The organism is Primorskyibacter marinus (assembly GCF_003313245.1).
GTDB classification, from domain to species: Bacteria; Pseudomonadota; Alphaproteobacteria; order Rhodobacterales; family Rhodobacteraceae; genus Primorskyibacter; species Primorskyibacter marinus.
Genome location: NZ_QJSD01000002.1, coordinates 502,128 through 518,909, shown reverse-complemented (window position 1 = coordinate 518,909; position 16,782 = coordinate 502,128). Strand labels below are relative to the sequence as shown.

Below are 16,782 nucleotides of genomic sequence, written 5' to 3'. Positions count from 1 at the left end.
CAGTATTTGACACAGGTCAAGGCCACCCCGTGCCCAGGCTGACACAAGGGCACGAAAATACGCCCTTTGCCGGAGTGATTCCGTGTCCGATACTCAACCCGACGCCCCCCCAAGCCTTTATGCCGCGCGCGAACCGATCTTTCCGCGCCGCGTTTCAGGCAAGTTCCGCAATCTCAAATGGGTGATCCTGATCTTCACGCTGGGGATCTACTACCTGACGCCGTGGCTTCGCTGGGATCGCGGCCCGATCCTGCCCGATCAGGCGGTTTTGGTGGATTTGGCCAACCGGCGTTTCTTCTTCTTCTGGATCGAGATCTGGCCGCATGAGTTCTACTTCATCGCGGGCCTGTTGATCATGGCGGGGCTGGGGCTGTTCCTGTTCACCTCTGCCCTTGGGCGGGTCTGGTGTGGTTATGCCTGCCCACAAACCGTCTGGACCGACCTTTTCATTCTTGTCGAACGCTGGGTCGAGGGCGACCGGAATGCCCGCCTGCGTCTGCACCGCCAGAAGAAACTGGATTTCCGCAAGATCAGATTGCGCCTGACCAAATGGGTCTTGTGGTTGCTGATCGGTCTCGCCACCGGCGGTGCCTGGGTGTTCTATTTCACCGACGCGCCGACGCTGCTGCGCGATCTCGTGACGTTCAGCGCGCATCCCGTGGCCTACACGACCATGCTGGTGCTGACCGTCACCACCTTCTTCTTCGGCGGCTTCGCGCGGGAACAAATCTGCATCTACGCCTGCCCCTGGCCGCGCATTCAGGCGGCGATGATGGACGAGGACACGCTGACCGTCGGCTACCGGGTCTGGCGCGGCGAACCGCGCGGCAAGGGCAATGTCCGTCGCAAGAAGAAGGCCGATGTCATGGCCGCCGAAGCCGCCAGTCAGGCAGGCGGGCCGGGGGCCGGGATCGGACAGGCCAAATACGCCCCGACCCCCTATCCCGGCGTGGCGGACAAGGCCTCTGCCGCCCCGGTGGATGCAGCACAGTTTCAGGACGGCCCAGGCGATTGCATCGACTGCATGGCCTGCGTGAATGTCTGCCCGATGGGGATCGACATTCGTGACGGCCAGCAGATGGAATGTATCACCTGCGCGCTTTGCATCGACGCCTGCGATGATGTCATGGCCAAGATCGGCAAGCCGCGCGGGCTGATCGACTATCTGGCATTGTCGGACGAGGACCGCGAACGGGCGGGCGAGGCACCCCGTCCGGTCTGGAAGCACATCTTCCGGCCGCGCACCATCCTGTATACGGCGCTTTGGGCGCTGGTCGGGCTTGGCCTTGTCTTTGCGCTGTTCATCCGGGCGGATATTGAAATGACCGTCGCACCCGTGCGCAATCCGACCTTTGTAATTTTGTCCGATGGTTCAATCCGCAACACTTATGACGTAAGGTTGCTGAACAAGCAGGGCGAAGCCCGACCGCTCCGCATCACGGCCACCGGCGCGCCGTCCCTGCAAGTGGAACTGGAAGGCGCATCGGCCCAGACCATCACGGTGCCAGCCGACAGCACCTATTTGCAACGGGTCTATGTGATCGCACCCGAAGCCTCTGCCCCGGCACAGGCGGACCGCACGGAATTTCGCTTCTGGGTCGAGGATGTGACAAGCGGCGACACGGCCAGTAAAGGCACTGTTTTCAACGGAAGGACAAACTGATGGGGATGCAGGATCAGGTGAGCGGAGCAAAACTGACCGGATGGCATGTTCTGGCGATCTTCGGTGGTGCCTTCGGGGTCATCATCGCTGTCAATCTGGCGCTGGCATGGAACGCGGTGCGGACCTTTCCGGGGCTGGAGGTGAAGAACTCTTACGTTGCCAGCCAGACCTTCGACACCCGCCGCACCAGTCAGCAGGCGCTTGGCTGGACCGTGCGCGCCGATGCCGAAGGTGACCGTGTGATCCTGGCGATCACCGATGCCGATGGCCAACCCGTGCAGTTGAGCGCGCTGGAGGCCACATTGGGCCGTGCCACCCAGGTGAAGGATGACCGCACGCCCGATTTCCGGTTCGACGGCACCGCCTATGTCGCGTCGGAGGCACTGCCGGGTGGCAATTGGAACATCCGCATGAAAGCCACCGCGCTTGACGGGACAGAGTTCACCCAGCGCGTTATCCTCCACGTCAAGGGCTGACACACATGACCGCCGCCATGCGTCCCCAGATCTCTGCCTGTCCCGCCTGCGCCGCTGCCCCGGCGGCAGAGGCATTGGCCGATCACGGCGCGGTCAGGGAGGCCGATCTGGCGCTGTCCTTGCCCACGATCCATTGCGCGGCCTGTATCTCGACCGTGGAAAAGGTGCTGAACGGCACACCCGGCGTGCACAAGGCGCGGGTGAACCTGACGCTGAAGCGCGCCCAAATCGTGGCCGAGCCGGAAATCACCGCCCCGGATCTGATCGCCCGCCTTGAAAGCGCGGGCTATGAAGCCCATGAACTGGACGCCACCGCCCTGCATGCCACACAGACCGACCGGGCGGGACGCGATCTGCTGATGCGCATGGCCGTGGCGGGCTTTGCGATGATGAACGTCATGCTGCTATCCGTCGCCGTCTGGTCCGGTGCCGAGGGCGCGACCCGCGACATGTTCCACTGGATTTCCGCGGCGATTGCCCTGCCAGTCATCGTCTTTTCCGCCAAACCGTTCTTTGTCAACGCATGGGGTGCGCTGCGCGTCGGGCGGCTGAACATGGATGTGCCGATTTCGCTGGCCATCGCGCTCGCGGTTGTTACGTCACTGTGGGAAACCTCGCTTTCGGGCGAACATGCCTATTTCGACGCCGCTGTCGCGCTGACGTTTTTTCTGCTGACCGGGCGTTATCTGGACCACCGGACCCGCGCGATTGCCCGCTCCGCCGCCGAGGAACTCGCGGCGCTTGAAGTGCCCCGCGCCCGCCGAATCTGGCCTGATGGCAGCGAGACAGAGGTGCCGGTGGCAGAGTTGCGCTTGGGCGATCTGATCCGTGTGCGGCCCGGTGGCCGGATGCCCGTGGACGGCGAGATCACTGCGGGAACGTCCGAGCTTGACCGATCCCTGTTGACCGGCGAGACGCTGCCGATCTACGCCGAACCCGGACAGGCCGTCAGTGCCGGAGAGGTCAACCTGACCGGCCCGCTGACGATCCGCGCCACAGCCGTGGGGCGTGACACCTCGCTGCACCGGATGGCCGATCTGGTGGCGGTCGCGGAATCGGGGCGCTCGCGCTATACCTCGCTCGCCGACAAGGCGGCGAAGCTTTATGCGCCGGGTGTGCACATTCTGTCGGCGCTGGCTTTTGTAGGCTGGTATCTGGCCACCTTCGACCCGCGCACCGCGCTGAACATCGCCGCTGCGGTGCTGATCATCACTTGTCCCTGCGCCTTGGGGCTTGCCGTTCCCGCCGTGACCACCGCTGCCTCTGGCCGCCTGTTCCGTCGCGGCTTGCTGATCAAGGACGCCACGGCGCTGGAACGTCTGGCAGAGGTCGATACCGTCGTGTTCGACAAGACCGGCACGCTGACCGCTGGCACGCCCGAGCCGACCAACCTTGAGAGTTTGCCTGCGTCGGATCAAAGCGTCGCGCTGGCCCTCGCCGAGGGGTCCGGCCATCCCCTGTCCGTCGCGCTGACCGCAGCGGCGCGGGCCGCAGGCATTGTCCCCGCACAGATCGAGAACCTGTCAGAAGTGCCGGGCTTTGGCACTCAAGCGGTCTGGAATGGCCAAACGGTGCGTCTGGGTCGCGCAGGCTGGACCGGTGGCGAGGATCTTGATCGCACGGCTGCTTGGCTTCGCATCGGTGACGCCCCGGCGCAACCCGTCACCTTCACAGACCGCTTGCGGCCGGGCGCGGCAGAGGCGGTGGCCGCGCTGAAGGTCAAAGGCATGCGCGTGATGGTCATGTCGGGGGACACCGAAGGCGCGGTCGCGCGACTTGCCCACAGGCTGGGTATAGACACTTGGCAGGCCAACTGTCTGCCGCAGGAGAAATCCGGGCGCATCGCGGCCCTGACAAAGGCTGGCGCGAAGGTTCTGATGGTGGGCGACGGGCTGAATGACACCGCGGCCCTTGCCGCCGCGCATGTGTCGATCTCGCCCGCATCGGCGCTGGACGCGGCCCGTGCGGCCTCAGACATCGTGTTGCTGGGCACGGATCTGTCGCCGCTGTCCGAGGCGATCCACACCGCCCGGACTGCGACAAAGCGGATTCGTCAGAATTTCAGCATCGCGACCTGGTACAATATCATCGCCGTGCCATTGGCCGTCGCGGGCCTTGCCACGCCCCTGATCGCGGCATTGGCCATGTCCACATCGTCGATCATCGTCAGCCTCAACGCCCTCAGGCTTCGGAGCCGTCCATGAACATTCTCGCCTATCTTATCCCGATTTCGCTGGTGTTGGGAGGAATCGGCCTCGTCTTCTTTGTCTATACGGTGAAATCCCGGCAATATGACGACCCCGAAGGCGATGCCCGCCGTATCCTGTCGGACGAATATGACGATCAACCAAAGCAGGACTGATGTCGGCGCTCGTGTTGCGGCCTTGATGCGCACCCCTGAACGCCACGGCGCAACCGGGAATTGCCTAGACTGTCCGCTGCGCGCCTGTCACCCGTCGACACGAAAAAGCCGCGGCGCAATCCCTGCCCCGCGGCCAGCTTTGTTTGCAGGCAGACGCCTAACAAATAATCAGTTCGGCCCGATCATGAAGCATGTCACCTGACGCGCCTGCAACCGGCGGCACGCCAGATCGGCCATCTCGCGGGTGAGCCCCATGAAATTGGCGTCATGTCCGCTTGATTTGCTGACAACCTTGCGCAATGAGCCATCCAGCGTCGACATCTCGGCCAGCGCGGTCTTCAACAGAACGCGCTCCGCCTGATAGCGGCTGGGATAGCGGCCGACATTGATCCCCCAATGACGCCCGCCGGACGTAGAAAGACGCGTGACAACCTCTGTGTCCGTTTCTGCCTTTGCCGTCAGCGCGGCCACGGCCACAGTATCCTCAACCGATGCCACGACCAGATTGGCGGGGCGGGTCACAGGTTTCGGCGATCTTTTCGGTGCCGTGGCAGAGCCATTGTCCAGACGGACGGCCTGCGCTTCTTTCAACGCATTCTCGATATCCGCCTTGGCCACCAGAACAGGCGCGACGCCGGGGCGTAATTTCGGACGCAAGCTGCGTTTGACGGCTGCTGCGACAATCCGGATCGACTTGCCTTGCTGGTCACCTGACGCAGCGACAGAAGCAACCGCCGTGCTTTCGGCCACACCACCCTTGTAAGGAGGCCGCGGCGGGGTGCGCATTGCGACGCGGGTCGGGGCGCGCTTGAATCCCATATCCAGAAGCTCGGCCACTCTGGCGTTGCGGGTCAGCGTCGAGCGTCCGCCGAACACCGTGGCGATCACCCGTTCGTTGCCCCGCCGGGCCGACGCAACAAGATTGAAGCCAGCCGCACGCGTATATCCTGTCTTGATCCCGTCCGCGCCCCTGTAGGACTGCAACAAACGCCGATTGGTATGCGACACGGTCTTTATGCCCGCATCGGCGGTCTGCCGGGAAAACAGGTTATAATATTCGGAATAATCATAAAGCAGATGCTGCCCCAGCAGGGTCATGTCCCGCGCGGTGGACAAATGTCCGCTTTCCGTCAGCCCATGCGCGTTCTTGAAGGTCGTCCGGGTCATGCCCATGGCGCTGGCGGTGCGGTTCATCCGCCGCGCAAAGGCCGCTTCGGACCCGGAAATCGCCTCGCCTATGGCGGTCGCTGCGTCATTGGCCGATTTTACCGCTGCGGCACGCACAAGGTAGCGCAGCTTGATCTTCTGACCTTCGCGCAGGCCCAGCTTCGACGGCGGTTCGGATGCGGCATGGCGCGAGATTCGCACTTCCGTATCCATGCTGATCTCGCCGTGTTTGACGGCCTCGAATGCAATGTAGAGCGTCATCATCTTTGTCAGAGACGCGGGATGCAACCGCGTGTCTGCATTGCGCGAATGAAGCACCTCGCCGTTTCGCGCATCTATGACGAAGGCCGCATAGGGTGCGGCCACCGCGCTGAGCGGCACAAGGACCGCAAACCAAATCAGAGTGAGTATGAACAGGCCATATAGGCCCGGCTGCCTGCACCGTCCTGTCACGATTTCTGCCTTTTACTGCCTCTCGTTCCCGGATTTTTCCGGTGAACATTTTTTATTTTATCGTTAATTCATAACACATCAACTGCTGCGAATAAAGCGTTCAATTATAAAGAAATTATTAATACTCGACGCAACGCGACACGATATATTGCGGGCCAAGTGAGTCGCAACACCATGGAGACGATCAAGTCCGAAATGATGATGTTCAGCCGATTTCTTCGACCAAGGGCACCAATCCGCTGAGGTCATCGAGATGGTGAAACCTCTGCTCTGTCGCCGGGGGGGCGGCATGTTCCAACGCCCAGGTCAGCATATGTGGCACATGCACCCCGTGGGCACCGGCCTCTATCGCGGGCAGCACGTCGGATTTCAGCGAGTTTCCGACCATGAGCGCCCGGTCGGCCCCGCCTGCGGCGTCGAATATCCGCGAATAGACCTGCCTGGTCTTGTCCGACACGATCTCGACTGAATCAAACAGATCGCCCAAGCCTGATTGGGCCAGCTTACGCTCTTGATCCAGCAGGTCGCCTTTGGTGATCAACACAACATGATGATCAGGTGCCAGCGTTTCGACAGCCTGTCGCGCTGCGGGCAAAAGCTCGATCGGGTGGCGCAGCATATCCTGGCCAGCATCGACCAACTGCCGGATCACCGAGGCCGGGACGCGCTCCTCGGTCACCTCGATCGCGGTTTCTATCATCGACAGAACAAAGCCTTTGACGCCGAATCCATACTGACCAAGGTTGCGCCGCTCTGCATCCAACAATCGCGCCATGAGATGGTCAGGTTCTGCATAGGCGGCCAGAAGCTCCGCGAATCGCTCCTGGGTCATCTGAAAGAACCGCTCGTTATGCCAAAGCGTGTCATCCGCATCGAAGCCGATTGTCAGAAGATTTCGCGCCATGTTTCCCCTCGTTCGCCCGGCACCTCTTTTCACTTGCGTGAATGAGGTTATATAGAGCGGTCAGGACCGCACAAGCAAAGCCAGATGAGCGCAATGACCGGGCAGAACTTCATCTTCGCCACGAGACTGGCCAGCAATCACCCCGACGCCCCCGGCGGCGGGTCCGACAGTGATGTCGTTGTCGAGACAAAGCCCAAGACAAAACGCCCACCGCTTTACAAGGTGATGTTGCTGAACGACGACTACACGCCGATGGAATTTGTCGTGCATGTGCTGGAACGGTTCTTCGGCAAGACCCACGGCCAAGCCTTCGAGATCATGCTGACGGTCCACAAGAAGGGGCTCGCCGTTGTTGGCGTGTACTCCCACGAAATTGCCGAAACGAAGGTGGCGCAGGTGATGGATTTCGCCCGCCGTCACCAACATCCGCTGCAATGCACCATGGAAAAGGAATAGGCGTCGGACGCGCTTGCGTGGTCCACGCCCAGTGTCATGGCCTCATCCCGACTGACTCACGCGCTTGAAAGCGCAGAACTGACGCTGCCTGCCGAGGGACGCATTGCGCTGTTCCAGCCGCGCGCCGATAGCGACCTTCGGGCCCTGCCCAAGGATCGCTGCGATGTCATCAACAGCTTCTACCCCGATGTGGCCGCGCTGCGCACCCAAGGGTTCCGCTGTGTGCTGGAGCCTGACGGCACCTATGCCGCCGCCATCGTGTTTCTGCCCCGCACCCGTGCATTGGCAGAGGCGCTGATTGCGCAGGCCGTGACGGCTGCCGCCGGTGGGATTGTTGCGGTTGATGGCTTCAAGACCGACGGGATAGAGGCAGCCCTGCGCAAGATCCGCAAGCTGGTCACACTTGACGGGCTGGACACCCGTGCGCATGGCAAGCTGTTCTGGTTCTCTGCCGACGACATCGGGGATGACTGGACACAAAACCCGCAACCGCAGATTGCCGGTTTTGCCACGGCACCGGGGGTATTTTCTGCTGACGGGATCGATCCGGGCTCCGAAGCGCTTGCCGCGGCACTGCCTGCCAAACTTGGCGCGCATGTTGTCGATCTAGGCGCGGGGTGGGGCTATCTGGCGCATCGGGTGCTGGAGCGTGAAAATGTCGCCCGCGTTGATCTGGTGGAAGCGGACCACACCGCGCTGGACTGCGCGCGCCGCAACATCAGCGATCCACGCGCAGCGTTGCACTGGGACGATGCCACAAGCTGGCGCCCGGAAACCCGCGCCGACAGCGTGGTGATGAACCCGCCCTTCCATACCGGACGCGCGCCTGACCCGTCATTGGGACAGGCATTTGTTGCGGCAGCGGCGGCCTGCCTGAAACCGTCAGGTCAGTTATGGATGGTGGCCAACCGGCATTTGCCCTATGAGGCGACGCTCGCGCAGCATTTCACCGCGTATTCCGAGGTTGGCGGCGACAACCGTTTCAAGATACTCCACGCCCAACGCCCATTGCGTCGGGACAGATGACATTCACCAGCCCGCCTTGGCGGTAGCAGGGAAAGGAACCGGATGAGTTTCTCGATCGAAGGCAAGACCGCAATCGTGACCGGCGCTGCAAACGGGGTTGGCCTTGCCCTGGCGCGACATTTTTCCGACAAGGGCGCGAATGTCATGCTCGCCGATATTGACGAGGCGCGCTTGCAGGAAGAGGTCGGCAACCTCGCCGACGAGAGCAATTTTAACTATTTTGCGGGCGATCTGCGCGAAAGGCTGACCATCGCCAATCTGCTGTCGGCCACGCTGGACGCGTTTGACCGGGTTGATATTCTGGTCAACGGCGCGCGGCAGATCCTTCCGACCGATGCCTTCGACCTTGAAGACAACAGCGTTGAGACGCTGCTGGAACAAAATCTTCTGGCAAGCCTGCGGCTGTCGCAACTGGTCGCCAAACGCATGATCAAACAGGCCGAAGACCGCGAAGAGGGTCAAGCCGGGTCCATCGTCAACCTGTCATCCATTGCGGCGCGGCGCACGCATCCGGACCTGTTGGCCTATTCTGTTTCAACCGCCGCTCTCGACCAGATGACCCGCTCGCTGGCGGTTACTCTGGCACCGCACCGGGTGCGCGTGAATGCGGTTGCGTTCGGTTCGGTCATGTCGGCCAGCCTGAAGGGCGCACTGAAGGAAAACGCTGATTACCGCTCCGCCATTGAACGCCACACGCCTTTGGGGCGCATCGCGTCTCCGACGGAACTGGCAGAGACCGTTCAGTATCTGGCATCCGAAGGTGCAGGTTTCGTGACCGGCCAAATCCTGACTGTGGATGGCGGACGTTCCCTGATTGACCCGGCGGCTTGTCCCGCGCATTAACCCCCCTGCCCCGCCCGGACGCGCGACAGATCGTCCAGGCGCTTGCCGACCTATGCTGGTCTGCGATACGGGTATTCTGAAAAATTTTGGGGTGCGGCATGAGCGATGATTTTCTGACCGAAAAGCAACAGGCATCGGCATGGTTCCGGCAGTTGCGCGACGAGATCGTGACAGCGTTCGAGGGTTTGGAAGCCAGCCATTCCGAAGGCCCGCTCACCAACGAGCCTGCCGGCACATTCGACGTGACCGAAACGCGGCGTGGCTCTGATGACGGTACTGACGCGGGCGGCGGCCTGATGAGCGTGATGCGCGGCGGCCGCGTGTTCGAAAAGGTCGGCGTGAACGTCTCGACCGTCTACGGCACCTTGGGCGAGGCTGCGCAGGCGTCGATGATGGCCCGGACGGGGTTGGACGGGATGGCGGATGACCCCCGGTTCTGGGCCTCCGGCATCAGCCTTGTCGCGCATATGCAGAACCCGCATGTTCCGGCAGTGCATATGAACACACGGATGTTCTGGACGCCCCATGCATGGTGGTTCGGCGGCGGGTCGGACCTGAACCCCTGCATCGAATATGCCGAGGACACAGCGCATTTTCATTCCGTTCAGCAGGCGCATCTGGATCCGCACGGTGCGGATCTGTACCCAAGTCTGAAAGACTGGGCGGACGAGTATTTCTACATTCCCCACCGGGGACGGGCGCGCGGTGTCGGCGGTATCTTCATGGACGACCGCTGCACCGGCGATTGGCAGGCCGATTTCGCGCTGACGCAGGATATCGGACGGGCCTTCCTGCCTGCCTTTGTTCCGCTGGTGGAAAAACGCCGGGTGCAAGACTGGTCCGACACGGACAAGGACGCCCAGTTGGTCCATCGTGGTCTCTATGCCGAATATAATCTGGTCTACGACCGGGGCACGAAATTCGGCTTGGCGACCGGGCATGACGCAAATGCCGTGCTGATGAGCCTGCCGCCCATGGCCAAGTGGGTCTGACAGCGGCCAATGCGGATCTTCTGATGCTCAGGCGTCGCGCCATTGACCGGGCTGCAAGCCCCCAAGCGTCCAACCGCCGATCTGCCAGCGGATCAGCCGCAGGGTGGGCAAACCAACCGCCGCCGTCATGCGGCGCACCTGCCGGTTGCGCCCTTCGGTGAGGGTCAGTTCCAACCAACCGTCTGGCACGGATTTGCGGTAGCGCACCGGCGGATCACGCGGCCAAAGCCAATCCGGCGGGTCGATCCGCCGCGCCTTGGCGGGGCGCGTGATGCCATCCTTCAACGTCACGCCTTTGCGCAACAGCGCCAGCGCCTCTTCGGTGATCTCTCCCTCGACCTGCGCCAGATAGGTCTTGGGCAGCTTGGTGTCGGGATGCGCGATGCGATGTTGCAGACGCCCGTCATTGGTCAGGATCAGCAGGCCCTCGCTGTCGCGGTCCAGACGGCCGGCGGGGTAGACCTGCGGCACATTCACATAGCTGGACAGCGTCTCGCGCGCCGATCCTTCCGTGCCCTTGTCAGTGAATTGCGACAACACCCCCCATGGTTTGTTAAGCAGGATAACCCGCGACGGACCAGCGGGGCGGGTTGCGCGGTTTCTGACCAAGCGCGGCTTGCGGGGTTTGGCCATCGGCGTCAGCCCCGCCGAGCGTTGAAAAACGCCTTCAGCAAGTCCTCGGCCTCGGGCGCGGAGATGCCGTCATACACCTCTGGCGCGTGGTGGCATTGCGGATGCGCAAAGATGCGGGCCCCCTGTGCCACGCCGCCCGATTTCGGATCGGACGCCGCGTAATACAGCCTGCGGATGCGCGCGAATGAGATCGCGGCCGCGCACATCGGGCACGGCTCCAGCGTCACATAAAGATCATGACCTGTCAGCCGCTCTGATCCAAGCGCGGCACAGGCGGCCCGGATCGCCAGAACCTCGGCATGGGCGGTGGGATCGTTCATCTCTCGGGTGCGGTTGCCGGCCCGTGCCACGATTTCCCCGTCCGGCCCGATCAGTACGGCACCGACCGGCACTTCGCCTCGGTCGGCGGCGGCGCGGGCTTCTGTCATCGCGGCGTCCATGTGGCTTTTGAAGGTCATTCGCCCCTCATAAATTGCCCTTGGCGCTTTCCCAAGAGCGAAAATTCCTCTAAGTCCGGCCGGATTGGTCCGTGTCGCGACGGCCCGCCTTGGGTCTATGCGGCAAGAAATCGGTCCTCTCCCGAAACCAGACAGATCAAAGGTGCGCCGCATGAGCCAGACCCCGCCCCCATCGTCGCCCCCGGCAACGCCTCCCGGCGACCGTATCGCGAAAGTGCTGTCCCGCGCCGGTGTCGCCAGCCGCCGCGAGGCGGAACGCATGATCGAACTGGGCCGGGTCAGCGTGAATGGCCGCAAGATCGACAGCCCCGCGCTGAACGTCACCGATGCGGACAAGATCGCGGTGGACGGCAAGCCGATCAAGGCACCCGAACCGCCGCGCCTGTGGCTGTATCACAAGCCCAGCGGGCTGGTGACAAGCAACAGTGACGAAAAGGGGCGCGAAACCATCTTCGACCACCTGCCCGAAGACCTGCCCAGGGTGATGTCCGTCGGACGGTTGGACCTGAATTCCGAAGGCCTGCTGCTGCTGACCAATGACGGCGCGCTGAAACGTCGGATGGAGCTGCCTTCGACTGGCTGGCTGCGGCGCTACCGCGTTCGCGTCAACGGCAGACCCACGGACGAGACGTTCGCACCGCTGCGCAAGGGGCTGGTCATAGACGGAGAAAAGTTCCAGCCGATGATCGTCAGCCTTGACCGGCAACAGGGCGCAAACGCCTGGGTCACGGTCGGCCTGCGTGAAGGCAAAAACCGCGAAGTCCGGCGCGCGATGATGGATCTGGGACTGGCCGTGAACAGATTGATCCGGGTGTCGTACGGGCCATTCCAACTGGGCGAACTGAAGATCGGCGCAGTCGAGGAAATCCGCCCCAAGGTACTGCGCGACCAATTAGGGCTGGAAAGTCCCAAAACCGAAAAGCCGAGCAAAACCGGAAAGCCCAGAGTCACGCGCAGACGTCGCTAGCCCCCAAAGCCGCAGCTTCCGGACCGGCGAGCCATCCGCGCGGCCTGACGCTGACGACCTGTGGTAGAACGCATCTTGCCTGCCTGAAACGGGCAAAGGCGGCGGTGTTGGTGCCCATCGTGCTGCATTTAGACACCAACTCCCCTTGTTCGTCCGCCGGGTTTCGTAAATTCTGGCGCGAACCGACCACTCTACGAGGATGCATTCATGGCTGATCTTCTGACCATCGAGAACCTTGGGAACCTGCTGATGCTGTGTTTCCTGCAAGCCGTTCTCGGGTTCGACAACCTGCTCTACATTTCCATCGAGTCGCAACGCGCGCCTGTCGCGCAGCAAAAAGCCGTCAGGTATTGGGGCATCATCATCGCCGTCGCGCTGCGCGTGGTACTGCTGTTCGTGATGATCCAGTTGATCGATGCGATGGCAGAGCCATTTTACATCTTCAACTGGCCGGGCGTGATCGAAGGCGGGGTCAATTTCGCCACTTGCGTCTTTATCATCGGCGGCGTGTTCATCATCTATACAGCCGTCAAAGAGATCAGCCACATGATGGCGATTGAGGATCTCAACACCGATGTGGATGCGAAATCCGGCAAAAGCGCCACTCAGGTCGTACTTTTGATCGTGATGATGAACCTGATCTTCTCGTTCGATTCGGTGCTTTCGGCGCTGGCGATCACCGATGTGTTCCTCATTCTGGCGACTGCGATCATCCTGTCGGGACTGGCCATGCTTGTTTTGGCCGACACCGTGACGGAGTTTCTGGAAAAGAACCGCATGTATGAGGTGCTGGGCCTCTTCATCCTGCTGATCGTCGGCGTTGTTCTGCTGGGAGAAGCCGGTCAAGCGGCGGCACATGCCGTGCATGACGACACCTTGGCGCTGCATTTCTTCGGATATGAGGTCGTGCCGATGTCCAAGACTACCTTCTATTTCAGCGTGCTGGTGCTGGTCGCGGTCGAGGTCATCCAATCGCGCTATACCCGCAAGCTGAACGCCGAGCGACGCACAGCCTCAAGGCGCTGAAAATCACTGCAAGTCAAAACCGGCGGCCTGCATTCCGGGCCGCCGAAAACAGGTGGAATGCGAAGGCAATTCTCCCCCTAGCCCCCGACGGGCGCTTCCCGTAAGTTCCGCGACAACACAATTCGCCCAGAACCCCGAGGTAGCATGGCCGGCACCGCCCTTCAGAAAATCGCTTACATCCTGCTGCTGGTTGTGCTGTTGGGCGTCTCTTCCGGCTGGCTTGGGGGGCTTTGATCATGGCGCAAAGGTTCGGCGGCAAATTCAGCCCTGACGGCACCGGTCCTGATGAGACGCCAGAGGAGCGCGGCGCGTTTCGCGGGGCGACGGTTGACCCCGTGGGCGCACGCAGCAACCTGCTGTTCCTCCCGCCGGTTGTGCTGGCTTTCACGTCTATCACGGGCGGGGCCACGACTCTGGTCGCGGGCCTTCTGGGGGCGGCATTGCTGACGCTTGGCGCGTGGCTGCTGCGCGACGGGTTGCGCGCCGAAGCGGCGTACAACGCCCGCAAGGTTGCCCGCCGCCCCGGAATTCCGCGCAAGATTGCCGCTGCCGTGCTGACCGGCGCGGGGGTGGCGCTGGCCGCATGGCGCAACGAACCGGGGATCATAGCCCCGGTGCTTTACGCCGCAGCGGCAGGCGGGCTTCATCTGGCGGCCTTCGGGTTTGACCCGCTGCGCGACAAGGGTATGGAAGGCATCGATACCTTCCAGCAGAACCGCGTCGCCAGAGCGGTTGACGAGGCCGAAAAGCACCTTGCCGCGATGTCGGACGCCGTGCGTCGTGCGCAAGACCGCCAAGTCGAGCAGCGGGTTGAACGGTTTCAGGCCGAAGTGCGCGAACTTTTGCGCACCGTCGAAGAAGATCCTCGCGATTTGACCGCCGCGCGTAAATATATGGGTGTCTATCTGATGGGCGCACGCGATGCGTCGGTGAAATTCGCCGACATCTACAGTCGCACGCAGGATGCAGGTGCCCGGTCCGACTATATGATGCTGCTGACCGACCTGGAGGAAAGCTTTAACGCCAAGAAACGCAAACTGCTGCTCGACGACAATTCCGACCTGACGGTCGAGATCGAGGTTCTGCGCGACCGACTACAGCGCGAAGGCATTCGCCTGAAATAGATTTACAGTAAAGAGGTACACCGATGTCTGAGAATGTAAGGGAAAAGGCAGAGCAGACGGTCGCTCTGGTCGACGAAGTGAACGCCGTTGTGCTGCCCGAACCGGCAGATGCAGGCGCGGTGGTGTCCCTGTCCGAGGCGGACGCGCCTGTAGGCGAGGAAATCCGCAGCCGGATGGACGAGATCGACATGGGGGATACCAACTCCATCGTCTCGTTCGGGTCCGCTGCACAGGCCGAATTGCAGGAAATCAGCCAGGCGATGTTGCAGGATGTGCGCAACAAGGATGTCGGGCCTGCGGGCGATTCCCTTCGTAACATCGTCACCACGATCCGCGGCTTTTCGGTGTCCGAGCTTGACGTGCGCCGTGACCGCAGTTGGTGGGAAAAACTGATCGGCCGTGCCGCGCCATTTGCCAAGTTCACCGCCAAGTTCGAGGATGTGCAGGGCCAGATCGACAGGGTCACCGATGATCTTCTGCGCCACGAGCACACGCTTTTGAAAGACATCAAATCGCTCGACCTGCTGTATGAGAAGACGCTGGCCTTCTATGACGAGCTGGCGCTTTACAACGCCGCAGGCGAGGAAAAGCTGCGCGAACTGGACGAACAGATCATTCCCGCGAAAGAAGCCGAGGTTCAGGCCACGCCAGAGGACGAACAGGTGATGGCGGCGCAGGAATTGCGCGATCTGCGTGCCGCGCGCGACGATCTGGAACGCCGGGTCCACGATCTGAAACTGACGCGTCAGGTGACCATGCAGTCGCTGCCCTCGATCCGTCTGGTGCAGGAAAACGACAAGAGCCTTGTGACCAAGATCAACTCTACCCTCGTCAACACCGTGCCGCTTTGGGAAACCCAACTGGCGCAGGCGGTGACGATCCAGCGTTCGGCCGAGGCTGCCGCTGCGGTGCGCGATGCCAACGATCTGACCAACGAGCTTTTGACCTCGAACGCCAAGAACCTGCGCGACAGCAACAAGATGATCCGCCAGGAGATGGAGCGCGGCGTATTCGACATTGAGGCCGTCAAGCAGGCCAATGCCGATCTGATCGGAACCATTCAGGAATCGCTTCAGATCGCCGACGAAGGCAAGGCTCGGCGCGCCGCCGCCGAGACCGAGCTGAAGAAGATGGAGGCCGAGCTACGCGATACGCTGGCCTCCGCCAAGGCAAAGAAAACCGGTCTGGGCGACACGGCCTCTACCTCTGTGCCGAAAGGCTGATCGTGGAACCGGGCCGTCAGATACGCTGGCTTTTGCTGGCCAGTTTCGCAGGTGTCGCGCTGGCGGGCTGTGAGATGTTGCCTAACGAGCCCACGCCCCCATCGGAAACGCTTGCAATCCCCGCGCAGCCCGCCGACACGCCGCCCCCGACAAAACCCGTCTCGCCCAGCCCCAGCGCGACGCCGCCATCCCCGGCCAGCCGGGAATTGGCCGCGTATTATGGTCGGTTGCAGCAAGATCTGTTGGTACAGGGCTTGCTCCGCACCAATGGCGGCGGCCCTGATACGCCCTTTACCGACACAATGCTGGCACGCAATTTCGAACGCGTGGCGCTGGAAGAGGAATACGCCCGCGGCGCGGGTTTCACCCGCAGCAGCGGCGAATTGGGCCGGATCAAGAAATGGACCAGCCCGGTGCGGATCTCTGTCGAGTTTGGTGCATCGGTTGACGCCGATCGCCGGGCGACGGACACGCGTGAGGTTACGAATTACGCCCGCAGGCTGGCGCGCGTCACCGGTCACCCGATCAGCGTCAGCCAGTCCAATGCCAATTTCCATGTGCTGTTCATGGGCGAAGATGACAGCGCGCAGATCAAGCCTCGTATCCGTGCGCTGGTGCCTGAAATCAGCGCCTCGTCTCTGGCGATCTTCGACAATCTGCCGCGCGGCATTCACTGTCTTGTGCTGGCATTTTCGGGCAGTCAGGGCGGCTATGACTATGCGCGCGCCGTCGCTCTGATCCGCGATGAACACCCGGATCTGCTGCGCCGGTCCTGCATTCACGAAGAAGTGGCGCAGGGTCTTGGTCTGGGCAATGACAGCCCTGAGGCGCGCCCGTCCATCTTCAACGACGACGACGAATTCGCGCTGCTGACCACGCATGACGAGATGCTGCTTAAGATCCTGTATGACCCCCGGCTGAAACCCGGCATGACCGCCGCGCAGGTCCGCCCCGTCGTACGAGAGCTTGCCGCCCGGCTGACCGGCGGCTCCAGTTAACCCCGAGGAGA

General features: G+C 62.1%; 17 protein-coding genes. 13 read left to right on the top strand and 4 right to left on the bottom strand.

Going from position 1 to position 16,782, the window contains the following annotated elements:
- The first annotated feature begins 82 nt into the window (after positions 1-82).
- Genes DMZ65_RS06375 through ccoS form a run of 4 tightly spaced genes read left to right on the top strand, consistent with a single transcriptional unit; the run spans position 83 to position 4,501 of the window.
- Entirely contained in the window at positions 83-1,663 is a 1,581-nt protein-coding gene (locus DMZ65_RS06375) for a 4Fe-4S dicluster domain-containing protein (protein ID WP_116598043.1), read from the top strand.
- Complete coding sequence (locus tag DMZ65_RS06370) at positions 1,663-2,139, top strand: FixH family protein (RefSeq protein WP_116598042.1); 477 nt, start codon at positions 1,663-1,665, stop codon at positions 2,137-2,139. Before DMZ65_RS06375 ends, DMZ65_RS06370 begins: the two co-directional genes overlap by 1 nt.
- A 5-nt stretch (positions 2,140-2,144) precedes the next feature.
- A complete protein-coding gene (locus DMZ65_RS06365; protein WP_116598041.1) occupies positions 2,145-4,343 on the top strand; it encodes a heavy metal translocating P-type ATPase in 2,199 nt (732 codons plus the stop codon).
- Positions 4,340-4,501, top strand: coding sequence for a cbb3-type cytochrome oxidase assembly protein CcoS (ccoS, locus tag DMZ65_RS06360; RefSeq protein WP_116598040.1), 162 nt, complete (start codon positions 4,340-4,342; stop codon positions 4,499-4,501). Before DMZ65_RS06365 ends, ccoS begins: the two co-directional genes overlap by 4 nt.
- Positions 4,502-4,669: 168 nt before the next feature.
- Here the strand turns inward: ccoS and DMZ65_RS06355 are convergent, their stop codons facing one another.
- A complete protein-coding gene (locus DMZ65_RS06355) occupies positions 4,670-6,049 on the bottom strand; it encodes a D-alanyl-D-alanine carboxypeptidase family protein (RefSeq protein WP_332871564.1) in 1,380 nt (459 codons plus the stop codon).
- Positions 6,050-6,326: 277 nt separating this feature from the next.
- On the bottom strand, positions 6,327-7,025 hold the full coding sequence (locus DMZ65_RS06350; protein WP_116598038.1) for an HAD family hydrolase: 699 nt from the start codon (positions 7,023-7,025) through the stop codon (positions 6,327-6,329).
- Positions 7,026-7,118: 93 nt separating this feature from the next.
- Here DMZ65_RS06350 and clpS point away from each other — a divergent pair, with 93 nt between their 5' ends.
- From clpS to hemF, 4 genes are all read left to right on the top strand, one after another.
- A complete protein-coding gene (clpS, locus tag DMZ65_RS06345; RefSeq protein WP_412780474.1) occupies positions 7,119-7,481 on the top strand; it encodes an ATP-dependent Clp protease adapter ClpS in 363 nt (120 codons plus the stop codon).
- A 36-nt stretch (positions 7,482-7,517) separates the two neighbouring features.
- Positions 7,518-8,507: a class I SAM-dependent methyltransferase gene (locus DMZ65_RS06340; RefSeq protein ID WP_116598037.1), complete on the top strand. Its 990-nt coding sequence runs from the start codon at positions 7,518-7,520 to the stop codon at positions 8,505-8,507.
- A gap of 42 nt (positions 8,508-8,549) precedes the next feature.
- Positions 8,550-9,350 (top strand): SDR family NAD(P)-dependent oxidoreductase, encoded by an 801-nt coding sequence (locus tag DMZ65_RS06335; protein WP_084350375.1) that lies wholly within the window; start codon positions 8,550-8,552, stop codon positions 9,348-9,350.
- Between the two features lie 98 nt (positions 9,351-9,448).
- Complete coding sequence (gene hemF, locus DMZ65_RS06330) at positions 9,449-10,342, top strand: oxygen-dependent coproporphyrinogen oxidase (RefSeq protein ID WP_116598036.1); 894 nt, start codon at positions 9,449-9,451, stop codon at positions 10,340-10,342.
- 27 nt (positions 10,343-10,369) lie between these two features.
- Here hemF and DMZ65_RS06325 read toward each other — a convergent pair whose 3' ends face one another.
- A complete protein-coding gene (locus tag DMZ65_RS06325; protein ID WP_116598035.1) occupies positions 10,370-10,975 on the bottom strand; it encodes a pseudouridine synthase in 606 nt (201 codons plus the stop codon).
- Between the two features lie 5 nt (positions 10,976-10,980).
- Positions 10,981-11,433 (bottom strand): nucleoside deaminase, encoded by a 453-nt coding sequence (locus tag DMZ65_RS06320; protein WP_116598034.1) that lies wholly within the window; start codon positions 11,431-11,433, stop codon positions 10,981-10,983.
- Between the two features lie 151 nt (positions 11,434-11,584).
- Here DMZ65_RS06320 and DMZ65_RS06315 point away from each other — a divergent pair, with 151 nt between their 5' ends.
- From DMZ65_RS06315 to DMZ65_RS06295, 5 genes are all read left to right on the top strand, one after another.
- Positions 11,585-12,400, top strand: a complete 816-nt coding sequence (locus DMZ65_RS06315) for a pseudouridine synthase (protein WP_116598161.1) — start codon at positions 11,585-11,587, stop codon at positions 12,398-12,400.
- A 207-nt stretch (positions 12,401-12,607) separates the two neighbouring features.
- Positions 12,608-13,426, top strand: coding sequence for a TerC family protein (locus DMZ65_RS06310; RefSeq protein WP_116598033.1), 819 nt, complete (start codon positions 12,608-12,610; stop codon positions 13,424-13,426).
- A 236-nt stretch (positions 13,427-13,662) separates the two neighbouring features.
- Positions 13,663-14,550: a 5-bromo-4-chloroindolyl phosphate hydrolysis family protein gene (locus tag DMZ65_RS06305; RefSeq protein WP_116598032.1), complete on the top strand. Its 888-nt coding sequence runs from the start codon at positions 13,663-13,665 to the stop codon at positions 14,548-14,550.
- A gap of 23 nt (positions 14,551-14,573) precedes the next feature.
- Complete coding sequence (locus DMZ65_RS06300) at positions 14,574-15,773, top strand: toxic anion resistance protein (RefSeq protein ID WP_116598031.1); 1,200 nt, start codon at positions 14,574-14,576, stop codon at positions 15,771-15,773.
- A 74-nt stretch (positions 15,774-15,847) separates the two neighbouring features.
- On the top strand, positions 15,848-16,771 hold the full coding sequence (locus tag DMZ65_RS06295; protein WP_116598160.1) for a DUF2927 domain-containing protein: 924 nt from the start codon (positions 15,848-15,850) through the stop codon (positions 16,769-16,771).
- Positions 16,772-16,782: the final 11 nt, after the last annotated feature.

Bases quoted from the DNA above. Each gene is read 5' to 3' on its own strand.
- DMZ65_RS06370 (WP_116598042.1), top strand. From the start codon at position 1,663: ATGGGGATGCAGGATCAGGTGAGCGGAGCAAAACTGACCGGATGGCAT.
- DMZ65_RS06365 (WP_116598041.1), top strand. From the start codon at position 2,145: ATGACCGCCGCCATGCGTCCCCAGATCTCTGCCTGTCCCGCCTGCGCC.
- ccoS (WP_116598040.1), top strand. From the start codon at position 4,340: ATGAACATTCTCGCCTATCTTATCCCGATTTCGCTGGTGTTGGGAGGA.
- DMZ65_RS06350 (WP_116598038.1), bottom strand. From the start codon at position 7,025: ATGGCGCGAAATCTTCTGACAATCGGCTTCGATGCGGATGACACGCTT.
- clpS (WP_412780474.1), top strand. From the start codon at position 7,119: ATGACCGGGCAGAACTTCATCTTCGCCACGAGACTGGCCAGCAATCAC.
- DMZ65_RS06340 (WP_116598037.1), top strand. From the start codon at position 7,518: ATGGCCTCATCCCGACTGACTCACGCGCTTGAAAGCGCAGAACTGACG.
- DMZ65_RS06335 (WP_084350375.1), top strand. From the start codon at position 8,550: ATGAGTTTCTCGATCGAAGGCAAGACCGCAATCGTGACCGGCGCTGCA.
- hemF (WP_116598036.1), top strand. From the start codon at position 9,449: ATGAGCGATGATTTTCTGACCGAAAAGCAACAGGCATCGGCATGGTTC.
- DMZ65_RS06325 (WP_116598035.1), bottom strand. From the start codon at position 10,975: ATGGCCAAACCCCGCAAGCCGCGCTTGGTCAGAAACCGCGCAACCCGC.
- DMZ65_RS06320 (WP_116598034.1), bottom strand. From the start codon at position 11,433: ATGACCTTCAAAAGCCACATGGACGCCGCGATGACAGAAGCCCGCGCC.
- DMZ65_RS06315 (WP_116598161.1), top strand. From the start codon at position 11,585: ATGAGCCAGACCCCGCCCCCATCGTCGCCCCCGGCAACGCCTCCCGGC.
- DMZ65_RS06310 (WP_116598033.1), top strand. From the start codon at position 12,608: ATGGCTGATCTTCTGACCATCGAGAACCTTGGGAACCTGCTGATGCTG.
- DMZ65_RS06305 (WP_116598032.1), top strand. From the start codon at position 13,663: ATGGCGCAAAGGTTCGGCGGCAAATTCAGCCCTGACGGCACCGGTCCT.
- DMZ65_RS06300 (WP_116598031.1), top strand. From the start codon at position 14,574: ATGTCTGAGAATGTAAGGGAAAAGGCAGAGCAGACGGTCGCTCTGGTC.
- DMZ65_RS06295 (WP_116598160.1), top strand. From the start codon at position 15,848: ATGTTGCCTAACGAGCCCACGCCCCCATCGGAAACGCTTGCAATCCCC.